We start from the raw sequence: 1985 nt of genomic DNA, 5'->3' as shown, positions 1-1985 counted from the left end.
ATCGGCTATTCCAGTTGCCATTGGTGCACCGTCATGGAGGGGGAGGCTTTTTCCAACCCGGAGATCGCCGCCTTCCTCAATGCCCATTTTTTGCCCATCAAGGTGGATCGCGAGGAGCGGCCTGATCTAGACAGCATCTACATGCAGGCGCTGCAGCTCATGAGTGGGCAGGGGGGGTGGCCCCTCAATGTCTTCCTCACGCCCGAGGACCTGGTGCCGTTCTATGCGGGCACCTATTTTCCGGTGGAGCCCCGCTTTGGCCGCCCGGGGTTTCTGACCGTACTGCAGCGCATCCTCCAGTTTTACCGCCAGGAAAAAGACAAAATCGAGACCATGAAGGGCCAAATCTTGGCGGCCCTGACCACCCTCAGTGACCTGGTGCCGGAAGACCATATTCCCCCTGATCTGTTGCGCTCCGGGATCCCCAAAATCCAACCTTTGCTGAGCAACGCCGGAGCGGTGCAGCAGTTCCCCATGATGCCCTACGCCCAGTTGGTGTTGCGCTCAGCTCGCTTCGACCCACCGGAAGGGATCCCTGGCTCGCCAACGGCGCTGGAACGGGCCAAGGAGCGAGGGATGGCCTTGGTGTTGGGAGGGATCTTCGACCATGTGGCCGGCGGGTTTCACCGCTACACCGTGGATCCCACCTGGACGGTGCCCCACTTTGAAAAAATGCTCTACGACAACGGGCAGATCTTGGAGTTTCTCTCTGAGCTGTGGGCCCACGGGATCCAGGATCCAGCTATCGAGCGGGCGGTGCGCCTGACGGTGGAATGGGTGGCGCGGGAGATGACTGCCCCTGCCGGATATTTCTACGCTGCCCAGGATGCCGACAGCTTTGCCCGGGCGGAGGACGACGAGCCGGAGGAGGGCGAGTTCTACGTTTGGCGCTGGCAGGAGCTGCAGGATCTGCTGGATGAAGCAACCTTCCGCGCCCTGCAGCAGGCTTTTTTCTTGTCGCCCAATTTCCCCGATCGGCCCGGCTGCATCGTCTTGCAGCGCAAACAGGGGGGGGAACTGCCGCCGGAAGTAGAGACCGCCTTGACCACCCATCTGTTTCAAGCCCGCTACGGCTCCACAGAGCGGAGAACTCCCTTCCCACCTGCGGTAGATGCCCGCTCGGCCCGCCAGCAATCCTGGCCAGGACGCATTCCGCCCGTCACTGATACCAAGATGATCGTCTCCTGGAACGGCCTGATGATCTCTGGACTGGCGCGGGCCTACCAGGTGTTTGGCGACGAGGATTATCTGCAGTTGGCCCTGCGGGCTGCCCAATTCATCCTCAGCCAGCAGCGCCACGCCCAGACGGGATCCCTGCTGCGGTTGAACTACGATGGCACAGCCCAGGTACCTGCCCAATCGGAAGATTACGCCCTGCTGATCAAGGCCCTGTTGGATCTGCACCAGACCTGCCTGCCGCTGGGGGGGGATCCCAGCTCCCAGGACTGGCTGGAGGCCGCCATTCGGCTGCAGCAGGAGATGGACACACGACTGTGGGATGAGGCCAGAGGGGGGTACTTTGTCAGCGACGCCCAAAGCGCCCCTGAACTGTTGGTGCGGGAGAAAGAATTTCAGGACAACGCCACGCCCGCGGCCAATGGGGTGGCTATCGCCAACCTGGTGCGCCTGGCTGCCATCACCGGAGATCTGGACTACTTGGAGCGGGCAGAGCAGGCCCTGAAAACCTTTGCCCATGTCATGAGCACCCAGCCGCGCACCTGCCCCAGCCTCTTTGCCGGCTTGGATTGGTACAGCAACTGGGTGAAAGCAACCCTAGAGGCCGAGCACATTGCTGCGCTGCAGCAGCGCTCTTGGCCCACCACTGTCTTCGCCCTGCCCACGGAAGCGGAGCCGCTGCCAGAAGGGGCGCTAGGCTTGGTGTGCTGGGGCAGCAAGTGTCTGGCTCCGGCCAGCTCGCTGGAACAAATCCAGTCCCAGATTAGCAAGGGCCAGAACCGGGCCTACTGACAGCGGTTCAGCCTTCT

The 1985-nt window shown here is 62.2% G+C and carries 1 protein-coding gene; it reads left to right on the top strand.

The window, feature by feature from the left end; all coding sequences use genetic code 11:
* Window positions 1–1968: thioredoxin domain-containing protein (locus tag NW835_RS06155; RefSeq protein WP_414414803.1), on the top strand; the 1968-nt coding region annotated here is incomplete at its 5' end.
* Window positions 1969–1985 lie beyond the last annotated feature (17 nt).

It is taken from the genome of Synechococcus sp. OH2 (genome assembly GCF_047462155.1).
Taxonomy (GTDB): Bacteria; Cyanobacteriota; Cyanobacteriia; order Thermostichales; family Thermostichaceae; genus Thermostichus.
Note: the sequence above shows the minus strand (reverse complement) of the source record. Positions and strands in the feature narration are given on the sequence as shown.